Consider the following 15,241-nt stretch of genomic DNA (forward strand, 5'->3'; position numbering starts at 1 on the left):
ATTATTTAATTAATAGGGAGATTTTATCAAAAATTAGATAAAATTTTTTCTTTTAATACTATTTTGGAGAATTATATGTTTGGAATGGGCTTTTTTGAAATAACGCTAGTTGCAGTAATTGCAATTATTGCATTAGGACCTGAAAAATTACCTAAAGCTATGGTAGAAATAGCTAGATTTTTAAAGAAATTTAAATCTGGTGTAGAAGATGCAAAATCTACACTTGACAATGAATTAAGTATATCTGAGATGAGAGAAGAAGCTAACAAATTTAAAGCTCAAATTGAAGATGCAAAATCATCAGTAAATGTAAATAATATGGATTTAGGACTAAATGATATTATGAATGATACTAATTCTCAAGAAAATGAAGTGGCTTCAAAAAAAGAGCTAACTTCAAAAAAAGAGAAAAAGAAAAAGAAAAAATCTCAAGAAAAAGATGAGATAAAAAATCTTGAAACAGATCAAGAAAAAGAGATTTCAACAAAAGATGAAGTTTCAAAAGATGAAGATCCATCAAACAAATTTAAAGTAAAATTTGATGATGAGAAAGTAAAGGAAGATAGTTAATGTTAGAAGATTTAAAACCCCATATTGCTGACCTTAGAAAAAGATTAGTTAATGCAACAATTGCATTAGTACTAGGTTTTATTGTATGTTTTTTCTTTTATGAACCGATTTTAGAGTGGATGATGGTACCAGTTGAGGCTGTATTACCAGAAAAATCACAAATGGTTGCAATTGAAGTTCAAGAGACATTCTTTACTGCATTAAAAGTTGCATTTTTCTCTGGATTTATTCTAGTATTACCTGTTATTTTTTGGCAATTATGGCTATTTTTAGCTCCAGGTCTTTATGACCATGAAAAAAAATTAGTAATTCCATTTGTATTTTTTGGAACACTAATGTTTTTAATTGGTGCATCATTTGCTTATTATATTGTTATTCCTTATGGATTTGAGTTTTTAATTAATTTTGGTTCAACAGTTGTAACAGTATTACCAAGTATTGGTAAATATGTAGGTTTTTTTACAAAATTATTATTAGGTTTTGGAATTGCATTTGAGTTACCTGTAGTTACTTTTTTCTTAGCAAAAATTGGACTTGTTGATGACAAAATGTTAAAAGACTTTTTTAAGTATGCAGTTGTAATTATATTTATTGTAGCTTCACTTTTAACTCCACCAGATGTTTTAACACAATTTTTAATGGCAGGTCCACTAATTATACTTTATTGTGTTTCAATTTATATTGCAAAAGTATTTAACCCAGCAAAAGATTTAGATGAAGAAGATGATGACGAAGAATAGTTTAGATCCATTAAAGACTTCAAGTTATGATTATACACTTCCTAAAGAACTTATAGCAACACATCCAGTAAGCCCAGCAGATAGTGCTAGGCTTTTGGTTTATGATAGAAAAACTGACAAAATAATCCATAGTACTTTCAAGAATCTTCTTGACTTTATTCCTAATAATGTAAATATTTTTTTAAATGATACAAAAGTTATCAAAGCAAGAATTTTTGGACATAAAGACTCAGGTGGAAAAGTTGAGCTTTTATTAAATAAACCTTTATTTATGAATAGATATTTAGTGATGATTAGAGGTAAGGTCAAGGTTGGTACAGTTTTAACTTTTGATAAAAATTTAAAAGCAGAAGTTTTAGAAGTAAGTGAAGATGGAAGTAGAGTTGTAAAGTTCTTCTTAAATGAAAAAGAGAACTTAGAGTTTTTAGAGTTAGTAGATATTTTAAATGATATAGGACACTTACCTTTACCTCCTTATATGAATAGAGAAGATGAAGAAAAAGACAATGAAAACTATCAAACACTTTTTGCAAAAAAATATGGTGCAGTTGCAGCACCAACTGCTTCATTGCATTTTACTCCTGAGTTATTTAAAAAACTTGAAAATAAATTTAATATAGATTATTTAACCTTACATGTAGGTGCTGGAACTTTTAAACCTGTTGATACAGAAGAGATATTAAATCACCCTATGCATAGTGAATATTTTGAAATAAATGAAAGTTCAAAAAAATCATTAGACAATTCAAAAAAAGTATTAGCAGTAGGAACAACGGTAACAAGAACAATAGAATATTATGCAAGAACAAACAAGATACAAGGTGAGTGTGATTTATTTTTAAATCCATCAAACACTCCAATAAAAGTAAACCATTTACTTACAAATTTCCATTTGCCTAAATCTACTTTAATAATGCTAATTGCTTCTTTTGTAGGTTTAGAAAAAACTTTAGAAATATATGAAGAAGCCATAAATGAAAAATATAGATTTTATTCATATGGCGATGGAATGTTAATAATATAAACAAAAGCAAGGAAATAATATATGCCAAAATATGTACTTTTTGATACGGAGACCACTGGAAATCAAGAGGAAGATAGAGTTATTCAATTTGGAGCAATGATAGTTGATCAAACTGGTAAAGTAGAAGCTTATGATGAGTTTTGTCAAAGTGATATACCAATAAAAATAGAAGCTATGGAAGTTCATAATATCACACCTGATATGATTGAAAATAAACCAAAAGCAACTGAAACTATATTTTATAAAAAACTATTAGAATTAAATAATGAAGATAATTTTTTAATAGCTCATAATATAAAATTTGATTTAGGAATGATTGAAAAAGAAGGTTTTAAAAACCATTTTCAAATTATTGATACACTAAGATGTGCAAAACATCTGTTCCCACAAATGCCTTATCACAGACTTCAATACTTAAGATATGCATTAGAACTTTACAAGGTTGAACAAATAGAAGCGAAAAAACACAATATTACTATAAAAGCCCATGATGCTATTGGTGATGTTTTGGTAATGAAGCTTTTTCTATCAAAACTTGTAAAAGAGTGTAGAAAACAATATCCTGATTATAATCCTATGGAAAAATTAGTTGAACTTTCAAAAACACCTGTATTTATAACAACTTTCAAGTTTGGAAAATACAAAGGTAAAGAAGTAATAGAAGTTGCTAAAGAAGATAGTGGATATTTAAACTGGATGAAAAGTAATTTAGATTTGGATGAAGATTTAAAATACACTTTAGAAAAAGTACTTAGTAAAATTTAAATTTAAAAAGAGGGGTATATTTGAAGAATCATTTTTCAAGAGTTGGTTTTATTTTAGCAGCTGCTGGTTCAGCTGTTGGTTTAGGTAATATATGGAAATTTCCTTATGTTACAGGTGAATATGGTGGAGGAGCTTTTGTATTAGTTTACCTACTAGCTATTTTATTTATTGGATTGACAGTTTTTTTAGCAGAAGCAGTAATTGGTCAAAATGCCCAATCAGATGTTGCAACTTCTTTTATAAAAACATCAAAATCAAAAAATCAAAACTGGAAATTTGCTGGTTTTATAATCTTTTCAGGTTTAATAATACTATCATTTTATTCTGTAGTATTAGGATGGATTTTAAACTATGTATTTACATCTTTTGGAACATTACCAAGTGATTCAAAAACAGCAGGAAGTGCTTTTGAAACTTTAATTTCAAAAGATATAGCATCACAAATAATATATCATACTGTTATTGCAGGTTCAGTTATTTTTATCGTCTTAAAAGGTATAAAAAGAGGTATTGAAAAAATAAATCTTATTTTGATGCCATTATTAGGATTAATTTTATTAGGACTTTTATTTTACTCTTTTACATTAGATAGTTTTTCAACTGCACTTAATTTTATGTTTTATCCTGATTGGAGCAAAATTGATAGTAATGCCCTACTTGCAGCACTAGGACAAGCATTTTTTACACTTTCTCTTGGAGTTGGTGCGATTATGACTTATTCTGCATCATTACCTAAAAATGCAAACTTTGTAAAATCATCAATCATTGTTGCAATTGTTGATACTGCTATTGCGATAACTGCTGGTTTAATAATTTTCTCATTTTTATTTGAAGCAGGAGCTCAAAGTTCTGCTGGTCCTGGACTTGTATTTATTTCACTACCTGTTATTTTTTCAGGTTGGGGAGTTTTAGGACAAGTTATTTCTATTTCATTTTTTGTTGCATTAGTATTTGCAGGTATTACATCTGCTGTTTCTATGATTGAACCATCTTTGAAATTTTTTATTGAAAGATTTAATTTTACAAGAAAGAAAGCAACTATCCTTTGTGGTGGAATTTTTTATATTCTTGGTATTATTGCCCTACTTTCAATGACAATTGCCTTTAAAGATTCATTAACATTTTTTGGTAAAAATGCATTTGATTGGATGGACTTTATGACTTCTTCTGTTATGATGCCTCTTGCAGCGATTTTAACTTGTGTATTTTTAGGTTATTTTGTGGATAAAGAGTTATTAAGAAGAATCTTTACAGCTCATGTATCACTAACTGTATTTAATATTTGGTACTTTTTAATTAAATTTATTGTACCAATTGCTATTATTACACTATTTTTGAATAAACTTGGAATAATATAATATGTAAAGGTTTTACCTTTACATATAAACATACAAATTAAAAAAAACCAATAAAATATTCACTCCATGAAAAAACTCTTTTTTTACTACTGCAAAAGCTGAAAAAGACAGATATATCACTAAAAACCACAAAGGCGTTTGTACACTATAACTTTCATAATTTATAGCTAAAAACATTTTTAAAAAATCATCTAATATATAAGATATTCCAAATAAATGCAAAAACAATTCCAATGGATAAAATATAGTAAAAATCAATGTAATAATAGGAGAAAAAAGTTGTAAATGTGAAGTTTGATAAAAAACATAATGAACAATAGGATTAACAGCTAAAAATATCCAAAAATTAAATATCAAAATCATATATATTTTTGGAAGATTTTTAAAATAGTGTAAAAATAAAAATATATAAAAAACTCCAACTATAGAAAACCACAATGACAATGAAAATATATAACTAGGAAAAAGTGCAATTATCAATAAAAAAGTAATAAAAAGTGTACTAAAAGATAGAACTTTTATATTTGAACGCAAAAATAGTATTGCTAATATAAACATAATAAAACTTCTTAAAAAAGAAGGTACTATATCTATTAAAATCAAATAAAGTAAAAGAATAAAAGAGCTTACTATTAATATATCAAATTTTTTATTTCTATGATTAAAATATTTTTGATGAATATAAGTATAAAAAAGATTTATTATAAAATATATTATTATAGAAAATAAGCCAAGATGAAAACCAGATATAGCAATCAAGTGTGAAACCCCAAAATTTGCACAAAATTCTCTTAAATCTTTTGAAAGAGGTAAAGCTAGAAAAAGTGCATTAAATAGTTCTTTTATTTTACTATTATCATGGGCTAAATCTATTTTATTGCTTAGATAAAAACGAAGATTAAAGCTTTTTGACTCTATTTTTTCTATAAATAAAGTTTTAGTAAAAAAACCTCTTAAATAATCATAAAAGTCAATATATTTGGAAATAAATAAAATATTTACTTTTTGAAACTTTTCATAATAATGCTCTTTATTTAATCTTGTATAAAATGCATTGTAAGTATCTATTTTTAGCTTATAAATATAGTAATTGCTTTTTTCATATCTATTTAAAATAGTTGCAGAAGAGGCAAAAACTTCATCATTTGTAAGCTCTTGATATTTTGAATATTCATAAAAAATACTCAATAAAAAAATAGATAATATTATAACAAAAGCCAAAGTTAGTTCACTTTTGTTTTTTATTAAAGTTATTGCTTCATTTTTCATACTGATAATTATATCAGCAAAAAATAAAAAATAATATTATTTATTATCTATATCTTATATTATTCTTTCCTGTTGTTTTTACCTCATAAAGATATGAATCAGCAATATGAAGTATTTTATCTATGTTGTTAGTTTTTCTATTATCACTTATACCAAAACTTGCTGTAAAATTAAATGTTTTATCTTTATTTACAATTATTGCTGTTTCTTCTGTCTCTTTTCTTATATCTTCTACTTTTTCTAATACATCTTTGGTTTTTAGATTATGAAAAGCTATAACAAACTCTTCTCCACCAAGTCTTGCACAAATATCTTTATTTGAAATATTGTTTTTAAGTATTTGAGCAAACTTTTTAAGTACAGCATCTCCTACTTCATGACTATAAGTATCATTTATTTGTTTAAAATTATCAATATCTATCATTACTATATGAACTAAATCTTTTCTAAAAACTGTATCTTTAAGTAATCTTTGAACTTTTGAGAAGAAACTTCTTCTATTGTCAAGTTTTGTTAAATAATCTTTATAAGCTAAATCATGCAACTCTTTATTTGATTTTTCAAGTTCATTTGTTCTTTTTGCTACACTATACTCAAGCTTTTGAGTATTACTTTCTAATATAATTTGATATCTATATGAAAAATAAAAAATAACCAATGAAATAATTGCAATTATTATATTAAACAATAATATTGTATTTCTTCCTTGCATCATATAATCTCTATCACTCATGGCTTTAATAGTAACTATATATCTATTTTTATCATCTCTTATTTCTAAATAGTTTATTATTTTTGTTTTTGTTTTTTCAACTTTATATCGGATATTATTTAAGCTATTATAAGCAATTGCACTATCATAATCATAAAGTTCTTTTTGTACTAAATCTATTTTATAAAAACTTGAATTTATATAACTAAAAAGATTTTTGTCAAATAGTTTACCAGCATACATATAGCCTATTTTTTTACCACTATTATCAGTTTGTAATACTTTAGATTTTAATACATAGTAAATATTGTTTTTTTCTAAAAAAACCGATTGAGTCTCTTTATCAATATTTAATAACTTTACTACTTTTTTGTAAAATTTATCATTATGATTTGCAATAGAAAATTTTAGTTTTATATTATTTTTCAAATCAGTATAAAATATAAAATCGATTGGTAAATTATCAAGAATATTGCTATTTCTAAAATTTTTATAAGCAAACTTAGGATTTTTATTGGCTAAAAAATTATATGCATCATCCCATTTACTATATATTTTTGTAGTTGTATTTATAAAATCCAATTGCATATTTAAGTTTTTTATTAAGTTTTCAACACTTTTTTTATTATGGATTGTTTCGATTGCTTCATAATTATCAATAAAATATTTATGACTAAAGTTATACATTAAAGTTAATAATATAAAAAAAACACTTATAAATATTACTTTAAGTTTTCTTTTTTTTGTCATTGTAGCATTTAACCTTTGTAGAGTGTGTATTTTATTATTTTAGTATTAAAATGAGTTTAAAAAGTTTATATAATTATAAAAAGTAGCTTATGCTACTTTTTATTTTCTCTTCCAAATACTCATTTGTGAAATTGTGTGCTGATATTTTCTTGATGTCTCTTTTATGACAAAAGGAACATCAATTAATTCAAGTAGCTCATATTTATCTTCAAGATTTTTCTTTAAAGTATCAATAGTTTTAATCTGTTTATTATCTTTATAGTATCCTCCAAGCCAGTTTGCTTTTGGAGTGTAATCTTCAAGCCAAGTATATGGAGATAAAAGAACAAGTAATCCACCCTCATTTATCCTATTTGGTATGTCATCTAAAAATTTTTGTGGATAGTATAATCTATCTATTAAGTTTGAACAAAATATTAAATCATAACCTGTATATAAAGTTTTTAAATTACAAGCATCACCTTGCATAAATTCAACTTTATCTTTAATATCACCTAAACCTAAATCTTTTAGTGAAATAGTTTTATCTTCAAATATTTCACCCTCAGATTTTAGTTTAAATGTTAAATTATCATACTTTTTAAGTTTAACCCCAACATTAATAAAATTAGCACTAAAATCAATCCCAAGTACTTCATCAAAAACTTTTGCTAATTCAAAGCTACTTCTTCCAACAGAACATCCTAAATCTAATGCTTTTTTTGTTTTGATATTATTTAAATATGGTTTTAAAATATCAACAGATGCTTTAGCAAAGTTTTTTACATTGAAAAACTCTTCTCCATAATGAAACTCACAATATTGAGAGATCAATTCATCTGTTTCATAAACATTGTCATTTAACTTTGTTCTACACTCATTATCTGATTTAACATATCTAAAACCTGCATGTTGAAAAAAGTGCTTTCTAAAAGCATATCTTGCACTTTTAAGTGTTTCATTTCCTAAAGATATAAAAGAACCACCTTTCATAAGTGCATGTCTATCATCAAAAGTTGGTGTTGTAAAATCATCATATATAGGATGAGTTTGAAAATCATCAAAGGGATAAGTAGGTGTTATACTCCATTGCCAAACATTTCCTACAACATCATAAAAATCATCAAACTTATATTTATCAACTGGTGTTTGATTAAAATATCTTAAACCAATATTTGCTTTTTTATCTCCTGCATTTACATAATCATACAATCTATAATACTCATCTTCAGTTGGAAGTCTAACTTCAAAACCTAATTTTTCACTTTTATATTTACAAAAAGCTTCTGCTTCATATATATTTATATCCACAGGATAATTTAAAGGAAGAGGAACAATATTATTTATTTGTCTTAAAAAGTATTTTTCATCTTTTTTTATCCAAAATACTGGCATTTTTGTTTGAGTAAAATCTAGCCATCTTAAACCATCTTCTGAAAAGTATTTTAATTTTGAATATCCACCATCTTTTACAAACTCTAAAAACTCACCATTTGATACTAAATATTTACTTGCTTTAAAATCTTTAATATTTGCCTTATGATAAGAAAACTCATTATCCCATCCATAATAAATAGGATTTTTTCTATCTTTTTGTAAAACTACTTCTCCTGCACTTACATCAAGGAGTTCATTTTTTAAATAATCATCTTTATACTCTTTACAATATAAAAAAGATTCCTCATTTTTAAAGTGAGATATATCTAACTCCCTTAAAAGCACAGAAGATGTTTCAATATGAATATTTTCATGCTCAATTCCCATCAAAATAATCCACATTGGACTATCCCAATTTATTGGCATTGTAAACTCAATAGTATCAATCAACTCTAAAACAATTTTTTTTACTTCATCTCTATATGCTTTAACTTCTTCAAAAGCTGGCCAAGAATAGTTTTTACTATTTAAATCATCCCAACTCATTTCATCAACACCAATTGCAAATATTGATTCAAAGTACTTGTTTACTCTTTTATTTATAATTTTACTAACCATTAGTTTATTTATAAAAAATGTTGAAGTATGTCCATAATAAAAAATCAAAGGATGTCTTAATCTATTTGGTTGTTCATAGATTGATTTTTTATCTTTTAGTAGGTCAAACAGCTTTTCATCTAATTCATAAGCTTGAAGAAAATAGTTTTTAATCTCTTCTCTTTTTTCTTCAACTGTACCCTCTTGTAAATTTATAGTGCCTGTTTTATATTTCATTATTCGCCTTTATTAACTTAAATTATCTAAAAATTTTAAATTTGTAATATTATGATTATTTTTAAATAGTTTGTATATGTTTAATATCTGTTCATGCTCATTGTTATCCATATTTTGCCAGTGCTGTTTAAGTAGTTGCTCTATTTCTTCACAAGGAAGTAATAATAAACTCTTAGCTAAATAGTTTTCAATTAACAACATTCCTAATCTTTTAATAGAGTTTGTTCTATTTAATGTTTCAATTCCTGTATCTGTCATAGTTACAATTGTATTTAGTTCTTCTTTTGATAATTGGATTTTATTTAATATATTTAATGCTTGGTTGTGTAAAACAACTGGCATTTCATCTCTATCTCCAACTGAATCTTTTAAAGCTACTCCAATTGAACCAAGATCAATGCATTTTGTGATTAAATCTTCATCTTTATTTTGTTTATTAAGATAGATAAATCTATAAGCAATTGACATATTTAAAAAAGTCGCACCATATTCAAAAGCACCAAGTGCTGGGATTGATAAGCATTTTTTATAATAACTCACTGCTTTTTCATAATCACAATCCCACTCTGCATAATTTGCTTTTATATTATAAAAATGCCATAACCATAAAGGTTCATTATCTTCATTGTGTGAGAATAGTAACTCTTTTAGTTTAAATATCAAATCCAAACCTTCTTGTTTTTTCTGCTCTTTTCTTTGACTTACAATAATCCAAGCTTTTCTTTGAAAAAATCTAACTTGTGTATCTAAAGGTTTGCTTGAATTTTTTATCTCTAGCGTTTTAGGTAAACTATCATATGCTTTATCAAACTGCCCCATTCTTTCATATAAAGAACAAATACTAATAGAGTATCTATTTGGATTTATTTCATATAAATAATTTGCCAAAAGTAATGCTTGATTAAAATGCCCATTTCTTTCAAAAAGAAAAATCAACTTATCTAAAGATTCAATTGAAAGTTTTCTATATAAAGAGTTATTTGTAAGTTCAAAGTCATCTAATTTTGATGAATCAAACATTTTATTAGCTATTTTAAACCAATATATGTCTATAAGCTCATAGTGTTGCTTTTTAAATACAGCATCAATAAATTTTTCTAAAATGATTAAATATCGTTTTTCATCTAAAACTATATCTTTTACATAATAGTATAAAATCAAAAGTGATATTGGATTATCAAAAATCTCAACACACTCTTCTATATGATTTCTCAAATGATAAGATAATCTTCTTTGTTCATCTTCTAGTTTTTTTATCTTTGCATTTTGTGTTAAATAAATTTGCATTGATTTTTCTTGTTTTAAAAAGAAAAAGTCATCAAAAGCTCTATTTATAAAGTTTTGAAATCCAGAAATTAGTTGTGTTGATTTTTCTTTTGTATCTTCTAAAAAGTTTCTTCCACAATACTCAAACATCTCTAATGAGATAAAATTATTGTCGTTTTTTTCAATAATCAAAGAAGAGCTTAGTTGCAATAAAGAGTAAAGTTTTTGTTCTTTAGCTGATAAAAGCGTATCAACATTACATTTTTTAAAATCTTCAAAGTCCTTTTTTATTTCAATATTTAAAATATTAAAACTTTTCAATCTTTTATACATATTTTTACTTTGATCATTTCTTATATAAAAGTTTACATTATTAAATCTTTTTAAAATAGCTATTGCAATAACTCTCCAAAGCCAATGTTCTTCATCAACTAAATCAAAATTATAAAGATTAATTTGTATTTTTTTATCAAGAGAATTAAGAGCAATATTTAATTTTTTGAGTCTTCTTGTCTCTTTATTAAACCATGATTGAAGAAGATTTCTAAATTGGGAACTTTCCCCATCTAAAATTGATGGCATCATAACTAAACCAATGAAAAAGAAGCTTACAAAAAGTATTGCAACTGTATCATTAAGCTGCCATTGAAAAGGAAATTCAAAAATTATCTTTTTAAAAATATCTTCATATATAGATGCAGAAATAAGTGCAAACATAATAACAAATACAGAAATTATAGAAAAAATATATGAAGATATTTTTTTTCTAAAGCTATAAAAACTTGAAGAGTTTCCACATATAGAATAAATACTTGATTCAAATGACTCTAAAGTATCACTATGAATATAAGTAATATCTATTATATTATCTTGCTTTAAAACAATATCATCATTTTTTGTTTTTCTATTTGTTTTACAAAGTTGTGAAGTAATAATATCACAATTATTTTGATTCATTCACACCTTCTTTTGCCAATTTATTTTGCAATGGATCAGAAAATTTATAACTGCCCTCTTTTAGTTCAAAAGGGAAATCTTTTAATGTTTCTTCTTTATACTTTTCTACAAAAGCATCATCATAAAACTTAAAACTTTCTGTTAACAAATCCAAATATCTTGAAGGAATATAACAGTTTTCATCTCCTTGTTTTGCTATTTTACTCTCATTTGTAGTCATAAAAGCAATAACATCATCATCTAAATTGCAGCCTATAATATTCTGTTTTTTTATAATAACACTAGAGTAGTTTTTCTCTCTTAATTTTAATAGCTCAAACTCTTCATCACTTACTTTTACAACAACCCCATTTGCACTTGAACTTTCATCTATCTCAAGATTTAAAAAAACCCCATTTACATTTGCTTTATCTTCAAAATCAATAAACTCTATTGAGTTCCAAACTTTCTTTACACCTTTAGCAGTTACAGGTATTAAATCTTCTTGTTTTAAAACTCTTTTAAACGATTTTTGTGCACTTTTTATATTTATTAAAGAACCAAAACCAAATAAATACATAAAAAAAACTCCTTAAATAACTTAATATATTCATTATATTTTACTTATCTTAAATTTACCAAAAATAAGCTAATATATTTTCTTATAATAATAATTACACATGAAAAAAAAGAATAGGTTTATATATGAAAGTAGTAACAGGAGTAGTAGGCAATGATATTCATGTAGTAGCAAACAGACTTATTGAAATATCACTACAAGCAAGAGGTTTTGAAGTATTTAATTTGGGAGTTAATACTTATCTTGAAGAGTTTATAGATGCAGTTATAGAAACAGATGCTAATATATTACTAATCTCATCACTAAATGGTGAAGCTGAGGGTTGGTGTAGAGAACTAAATATTCTAAAATCCAAATATAAGCAATTAAAAGATGTTGTTTTTATGCTAGGTGGAAACTTAGCAGTTGGAGAGAAAACAACACAAGAGATTGTGCCAAAGTTTAAAGATTATGGATTTGATTTAGTTTTTCACCAAGTTGATTTAAATACAGGCTTAGATGAATTAGAAAAATATATTAAGGCAAATAGATGAGTTTACTGCAAGAAGAGAGAGAAATAATAGTTCAAAACGAGTATGCAGACAGCTTTGATTTTCAAGAGATTGAAGAGTTTGTAAAAAATGCTAGCAAAAATCTATTTATTTCCCACAACTTTAAAAATAAAAATAAAATGCTAGTACAACCAAGAGGTGGTTTTCCAACTTATGAAAAACAGTTTGCATTAAATGAATTTTTTGTTAAAGCAAATGTTGATGTTTTACCTTTAACAATTGATTCAAATACAAGACTTAATGACTATGCAATGGCAAAAAAAATGTTAAGATTAAGTGAAGAGAATGAAGTTGATATGCTAAATGGCTATCCCCTTGTAAATCATGGATATAGAACTACAAGAAAAATGATTACTCATTTTGATAAACCAGTTAGTTTAAGACATGGAACACCAGATGCAAGGTTGTTAATTGAGACAGCTATTGCTTCAGGAATTTTTGAGATTGAGGGTGGTCCAATTACTTACCTTTTACCTTATTCAAAAAACTTTCCTTTAGACAAAGCTTTTTTATATTGGAAATATGTAGAAAGAGTATGTGCAAACTACTCAAAACTAAATGAACCAATAAATAGAGAATCTTTTGGTCCTTTAACAGCAACTTTAGTTCCACCATGTATTACTATTGTTATTCAACTTTTAGAGATGTTATTATCTTTAGAAGAAGGTGTTAAATCATTTTCAGTCTCTTTTTCTCAAACAGGTTCAGTAAATCAAGATATTGTAACAAGTGCTGTTTTGAAAAAAATGGCTAAATATTATGCAAAAGAAATTGATTGTGAAGATGCACAAATCAACCTTGTATATCATCAATGGATGGGAGCATTTCCATCAAACAAAGATTATTCAGAGTCACTTATAAATACATCAACTGTAATTGCAGCTTTAGTAAAAGCAGATAAAATCATCACAAAAACAAGGGATGAAGCTTTTGGTATTCCTACAAAAGAAGCAAATGCAAAAACTGTTGCAAATACACAATATACACTTAGAATACTGCAAGGTTTACCAAATATTGTAAATGAACAAGAAGAAGAGATTTTAACACAAGAAGTAAAAAGTATAATGGAAGCTGTTTTCAATGATAGTGCTGATACTTTATGGAGAAAAGTTTTTAATTCAATCAAAAATGGAACAATAGATGTACCCTTCTCTCCTCATATTATAAATAACAACGAAGTAGTAACAGTAAGAGATAAAGATAAAAACATAAGAATTATAAAAAGAGGTAATCTTCCTATTAGTGATAAGTGTTTTGAATATGAAAAATCAAAATGCAATTTAAATAAAGATGCTACATCAATAGTAAACGATATTATACATGATATAGGGATTATGCAATGAAAAATAAGTTATTAATAGATATAGGAAGTACCTATTTTAAAGTTAGTGATAATGAAAACTTACAACAACACTTTAGAGATTTCAACAAAGATATATTTGATGATTTAAAGTATAAATGTAATGAAATTTTAGAAAAATATAAAAAAGAGGATATTTACATTTGTTCTTCTGCAAATGGTGGTTTAAGTACACTTATTATTGGTACAAGTAATTCATTTTCATTGAAGTTTGCTACAAATATTGCATTTAATTCTGGTATTAATATAATAGATACAGTTTTATATCAAGATATAAAAACAACTTCAATTCCTAGTGATTTAATTGATGTAGTTATAATAGCAGGTGGTATTGATAGTGTTAGCAAGCTTTTTGATGAAGAGTTATTTAACTATTTAGAACAAATAAGCTACTCTAATATTGTCTATGTAGGAAATAAAAATGACAGTGAAGAATTATCTAAAAAAATTGAAAACTTGGTTGTTTTGCCAAATATTATTAATAATAAACTTCAAGTAAATGAAGATGAATTAAAAGAGTATTTAACAAACCTTTATCAAGCTGATATTATGGGAAAAGAGGATATCAAACATTTATATGATATTACATCAAATCAAATCTATCCAACTCCATATATTGTAAATAAAACTTTACCCCTTATAAATAATATGTTAAAAGTTGCAGATCCTTTTATTTTAGTTGATATTGGAGGTGCGACAACAGATATTCATTATAGTACTACTTTAGTAAATGACAATATGATAAAAAATAACGAATATGACAGATTAGTATTTAAAAAATTAGGTGTTTTTAAATCAAAAGAGTCTTTAATATTTGCAGCAAAAAACAACGAGTTTGTTTACGAACTATTAGCCAATATGAATGTTACAGAAAATATTTTTGAAGAACAAAGTGATAAAGCTATAAAAGTATTAATGAAATTAGCAATATTTTTAGTTTTATATAAAGTTTCAGAAGCCCATCCTCAATATATTCATCTAAAACTAAACCTACTAAAATCAATCGTACTAACAGGTGGTATTACAAAAGTTTTAAAAGATGAAGAGGTTGAAGATATTGTAGGATTTTTTTATAAAAAAATCTTAAATTCACAAATAAAGCCAAATATTGTATTAGATAGCAATTATGAAATTTGGACTTTAGGTATAACACAAAAATAAGGAGATAAA

At 25.5% G+C, this 15,241-nt stretch carries 13 protein-coding genes; 8 read left to right on the forward strand and 5 right to left on the reverse strand.

Features of this window, described 5'->3' with window-relative positions:
* Positions 1–75: 75 nt before the first annotated feature.
* The 5 genes from tatB to ACAN_RS07875 are packed head-to-tail and all read left to right on the forward strand — an operon-like array spanning position 76 to position 4,457.
* Positions 76–570 (forward strand): Sec-independent protein translocase protein TatB, encoded by a 495-nt coding sequence (gene tatB, locus ACAN_RS07855; protein WP_099333348.1) that lies wholly within the window; start codon positions 76–78, stop codon positions 568–570.
* The gene (gene tatC / locus ACAN_RS07860; RefSeq protein ID WP_099310887.1) at positions 570–1,310 is read left to right on the forward strand and encodes a twin-arginine translocase subunit TatC; all 741 of its coding nucleotides are present in this window, start codon (positions 570–572) and stop codon (positions 1,308–1,310) included. The genes tatB and tatC overlap by 1 nt, the downstream gene beginning before the upstream one ends.
* The gene (gene queA / locus ACAN_RS07865) at positions 1,294–2,334 is read left to right on the forward strand and encodes a tRNA preQ1(34) S-adenosylmethionine ribosyltransferase-isomerase QueA (protein ID WP_228150602.1); all 1,041 of its coding nucleotides are present in this window, start codon (positions 1,294–1,296) and stop codon (positions 2,332–2,334) included. Before tatC ends, queA begins: the two co-directional genes overlap by 17 nt.
* Before the next feature lie 21 nt (positions 2,335–2,355).
* On the forward strand, positions 2,356–3,099 hold the full coding sequence (locus ACAN_RS07870) for a 3'-5' exonuclease (protein ID WP_099333349.1): 744 nt from the start codon (positions 2,356–2,358) through the stop codon (positions 3,097–3,099).
* A 20-nt stretch (positions 3,100–3,119) separates the two neighbouring features.
* Positions 3,120–4,457, forward strand: a complete 1,338-nt coding sequence (locus ACAN_RS07875; protein WP_099333350.1) for a sodium-dependent transporter — start codon at positions 3,120–3,122, stop codon at positions 4,455–4,457.
* An 18-nt stretch (positions 4,458–4,475) separates the two neighbouring features.
* Here ACAN_RS07875 and ACAN_RS07880 read toward each other — a convergent pair whose 3' ends face one another.
* The 5 genes from ACAN_RS07880 to ACAN_RS07900 all read right to left on the reverse strand — a co-directional run bounded on the left by ACAN_RS07880 (position 4,476) and on the right by ACAN_RS07900 (position 12,160).
* Entirely contained in the window at positions 4,476–5,726 is a 1,251-nt protein-coding gene (locus tag ACAN_RS07880) for a ComEC/Rec2 family competence protein (protein WP_099333351.1), read from the reverse strand.
* A gap of 43 nt (positions 5,727–5,769) precedes the next feature.
* Positions 5,770–7,188, reverse strand: coding sequence for a sensor domain-containing diguanylate cyclase (locus ACAN_RS07885; protein ID WP_099333352.1), 1,419 nt, complete (start codon positions 7,186–7,188; stop codon positions 5,770–5,772).
* A gap of 99 nt (positions 7,189–7,287) precedes the next feature.
* Positions 7,288–9,378 (reverse strand): 5-histidylcysteine sulfoxide synthase, encoded by a 2,091-nt coding sequence (gene ovoA / locus ACAN_RS07890; protein WP_099333353.1) that lies wholly within the window; start codon positions 9,376–9,378, stop codon positions 7,288–7,290.
* A gap of 12 nt (positions 9,379–9,390) precedes the next feature.
* The gene (locus tag ACAN_RS07895) at positions 9,391–11,601 is read right to left on the reverse strand and encodes a hypothetical protein (protein WP_099333354.1); all 2,211 of its coding nucleotides are present in this window, start codon (positions 11,599–11,601) and stop codon (positions 9,391–9,393) included.
* A complete protein-coding gene (locus ACAN_RS07900; protein ID WP_099333355.1) occupies positions 11,588–12,160 on the reverse strand; it encodes a gamma-glutamylcyclotransferase in 573 nt (190 codons plus the stop codon). Before ACAN_RS07900 ends, ACAN_RS07895 begins: the two co-directional genes overlap by 14 nt.
* Positions 12,161–12,285: 125 nt before the next feature.
* Between ACAN_RS07900 and glmS the strand changes: the two genes are divergently transcribed.
* Genes glmS through ACAN_RS07915 form a run of 3 tightly spaced genes read left to right on the forward strand, consistent with a single transcriptional unit; the run spans position 12,286 to position 15,232 of the window.
* Positions 12,286–12,693 (forward strand): methylaspartate mutase subunit S, encoded by a 408-nt coding sequence (glmS, locus tag ACAN_RS07905; protein ID WP_079578493.1) that lies wholly within the window; start codon positions 12,286–12,288, stop codon positions 12,691–12,693.
* Positions 12,690–14,054 carry a methylaspartate mutase gene (locus tag ACAN_RS07910; protein ID WP_099333356.1) on the forward strand — a complete coding sequence of 455 codons (1,365 nt, stop codon included), beginning with the start codon at positions 12,690–12,692 and terminating at the stop codon, positions 14,052–14,054. Before glmS ends, ACAN_RS07910 begins: the two co-directional genes overlap by 4 nt.
* On the forward strand, positions 14,051–15,232 hold the full coding sequence (locus ACAN_RS07915; RefSeq protein ID WP_099333357.1) for a glutamate mutase L: 1,182 nt from the start codon (positions 14,051–14,053) through the stop codon (positions 15,230–15,232). Before ACAN_RS07910 ends, ACAN_RS07915 begins: the two co-directional genes overlap by 4 nt.
* Positions 15,233–15,241 lie beyond the last annotated feature (9 nt).

Origin of the sequence: Malaciobacter canalis, from assembly GCF_008000835.1 — a bacterium.
GTDB classification, from domain to species: Bacteria; Campylobacterota; Campylobacteria; order Campylobacterales; family Arcobacteraceae; genus Malaciobacter; species Malaciobacter canalis.

What these genes read in the sequence shown, in the direction of transcription:
- tatB (WP_099333348.1), top strand. Translation starts at nt 76, where the DNA reads ATGTTTGGAATGGGCTTTTTTGAAATAACGCTAGTTGCAGTAATTGCA.
- tatC (WP_099310887.1), top strand. Translation starts at nt 570, where the DNA reads ATGTTAGAAGATTTAAAACCCCATATTGCTGACCTTAGAAAAAGATTA.
- ACAN_RS07870 (WP_099333349.1), top strand. Translation starts at nt 2,356, where the DNA reads ATGCCAAAATATGTACTTTTTGATACGGAGACCACTGGAAATCAAGAG.
- ACAN_RS07900 (WP_099333355.1), bottom strand. Translation starts at nt 12,160, where the DNA reads ATGTATTTATTTGGTTTTGGTTCTTTAATAAATATAAAAAGTGCACAA.
- glmS (WP_079578493.1), top strand. Translation starts at nt 12,286, where the DNA reads ATGAAAGTAGTAACAGGAGTAGTAGGCAATGATATTCATGTAGTAGCA.
- ACAN_RS07885 (WP_099333352.1), bottom strand. Translation starts at nt 7,188, where the DNA reads ATGACAAAAAAAAGAAAACTTAAAGTAATATTTATAAGTGTTTTTTTT.
- ACAN_RS07880 (WP_099333351.1), bottom strand. Translation starts at nt 5,726, where the DNA reads ATGAAAAATGAAGCAATAACTTTAATAAAAAACAAAAGTGAACTAACT.
- queA (WP_228150602.1), top strand. Translation starts at nt 1,294, where the DNA reads ATGATGACGAAGAATAGTTTAGATCCATTAAAGACTTCAAGTTATGAT.
- ACAN_RS07895 (WP_099333354.1), bottom strand. Translation starts at nt 11,601, where the DNA reads ATGAATCAAAATAATTGTGATATTATTACTTCACAACTTTGTAAAACA.
- ACAN_RS07910 (WP_099333356.1), top strand. Translation starts at nt 12,690, where the DNA reads ATGAGTTTACTGCAAGAAGAGAGAGAAATAATAGTTCAAAACGAGTAT.
- ovoA (WP_099333353.1), bottom strand. Translation starts at nt 9,378, where the DNA reads ATGAAATATAAAACAGGCACTATAAATTTACAAGAGGGTACAGTTGAA.
- ACAN_RS07915 (WP_099333357.1), top strand. Translation starts at nt 14,051, where the DNA reads ATGAAAAATAAGTTATTAATAGATATAGGAAGTACCTATTTTAAAGTT.